Genomic DNA, 1,130 nt, shown 5'->3' with positions numbered 1-1,130 from the left:
GTCCGCAAGATCATCGGCTATGCGCGCGATCTCTCGGCTCAGATCGCCCGCTTTCGCGGACATACCTTCGACGACATTGGCAGCCTGCAGGCGCTCGTCGCGCAGGAATATCAGGCGCCGCTCGGCGGGGCCAAGGGCAACATCACGCTCACCAGCTTCGACGGGCTCATGAAGGTGCAGGTGCAGGTGCAGGATCAGCTCGACTTCGGGCCGGAGCTGCAGGCGGCCAAGCGCCTCGTCGACGAATGCCTCACGGATTGGGCGGCGGATTCGCGCGCCGAGATCCGCGCGCTGGTGACGCGCGCCTTCCAGGTCGACGCCACCGGCAAGATCAATCGCGCCGAAATCTTCATGCTGCTGCGCGTGGAGATCGAGGACGAGCGTTGGGCGCGCGCCATGCAGGCGGTGCGCGACAGCATCCGCGTGATCGGCAGCAAGACTTATGTTCGCTTCGCCGAGCGCGCCGCTCCCGATGCGCCCTGGCGCTCCATCACCATCGATCTCGCAGCCGCGTGAGGGACTCATGAGCACTTTGGAACATATGGACATCGAGCGCTCGCCGTTCGCGCTCGGAGATCGTGTGCGCTTCACCGGCGACGACATGCGCGACGAGGGCGACGCCTGTCGCGAGATCACCGGCGTGGTCGATCGCATCAGCGGCCATTACGTTGCGCTCCGCGACGACGACGGCAATCTGTGGAGCGTTTCGGTCCATTGGATCGAGCACGTCGCGGAGAAGGGAGAGGCGGCATGAAGTGGCTGAACGGGGTCAATCCCTACCGTGACCTGCCGCCCGAGGCGGCTTGCTTCATGGAACTCCTGCAAAAGGCTTTCGCAGCCCAAGCCGATCGGATCATAGCGGAGGCCGCCGCGATGGGCGTATCGGAAGAGGATGCGACGGCGTCGATCATGTTTTGCATGATCAAATATGCCGTCCAATACGTCGCCTACGACACCATTCGTGTGGGCGAATTGTTCCCGCGCGCGGAATTCGACGCGCTCTGCTGTGAGATCATCGGCTTCGTCGAAACGCGAAACAGGGAGCTGCGCCAGTGACCACGATCGCGCAAGACTATGCCGCGGAGCTGCGGCGCATCTCGCTGGACCTGATCCGTGACGGCAAGCGTGAC

At 63.9% G+C, this 1,130-nt stretch carries 3 protein-coding genes; all 3 read left to right on the top strand.

The window, feature by feature from the left end:
• Positions 1–516: DUF3164 family protein (locus K3F48_RS23790; RefSeq protein ID WP_222577912.1), on the top strand; the 516-nt coding region annotated here is incomplete at its 5' end.
• 7 nt (positions 517–523) lie between these two features.
• Complete coding sequence (locus K3F48_RS23785; protein WP_222577911.1) at positions 524–754, top strand: hypothetical protein; 231 nt, start codon at positions 524–526, stop codon at positions 752–754.
• Positions 751–1,056 (top strand): hypothetical protein, encoded by a 306-nt coding sequence (locus K3F48_RS23780; RefSeq protein ID WP_222577910.1) that lies wholly within the window; start codon positions 751–753, stop codon positions 1,054–1,056. The genes K3F48_RS23785 and K3F48_RS23780 overlap by 4 nt, the downstream gene beginning before the upstream one ends.
• Positions 1,057–1,130 lie beyond the last annotated feature (74 nt).

The organism is Methylosinus sp. Sm6, from assembly GCF_019802345.1.
GTDB lineage: Bacteria > Pseudomonadota > Alphaproteobacteria > Rhizobiales > Beijerinckiaceae > Methylosinus.
Note: the sequence above shows the minus strand (reverse complement) of the source record. Positions and strands in the feature narration are given on the sequence as shown.

Bases quoted from the DNA above. Each gene is read 5' to 3' on its own strand.
- K3F48_RS23785 (WP_222577911.1), top strand. From the start codon at position 524: ATGAGCACTTTGGAACATATGGACATCGAGCGCTCGCCGTTCGCGCTC.
- K3F48_RS23780 (WP_222577910.1), top strand. From the start codon at position 751: ATGAAGTGGCTGAACGGGGTCAATCCCTACCGTGACCTGCCGCCCGAG.